Here is a 275-nt window from a genome sequence, read left to right as displayed (position 1 = left end):
GTATTGGATCGAAGGTGCCAACTTTGGAGGCCTAAGTGGTGTCGTGTATGCCTTGGTTGGATATATATGGGTACTATCGGTAAGAGCTCCGCAGTTTGGCCTAGATATACCTAAGCCTATCCTCGCCTTCATGTTGATCTGGTTGGTACTTGGCTTTGTGCAACCGTTTATGGCGATTGCGAATGCCGCACACCTTGCGGGATTGGTTGCCGGGTGTTTATTGGGCTGGCTTGATAGCGTAAACCGAACTCAGAACACTTAATTGATGATCTGAG

Annotated in this window: 1 protein-coding gene; it reads left to right on the top strand. The window is 48.4% G+C overall.

The annotated features are described in order from the left end of the window. On the top strand, nt 1-262 hold a 262-nt coding region (locus AB4585_RS23700; RefSeq protein WP_372171216.1), incomplete at its 5' end, for a rhomboid family intramembrane serine protease. Nucleotides 263-275: the final 13 nt, after the last annotated feature.

The sequence above is a fragment of the Vibrio sp. 10N.222.49.C9 genome, assembly GCF_041474985.1.
GTDB lineage: Bacteria > Pseudomonadota > Gammaproteobacteria > Enterobacterales > Vibrionaceae > Vibrio > Vibrio crassostreae_C.
This window is presented reverse-complemented; position numbering and strand designations above follow the sequence as displayed.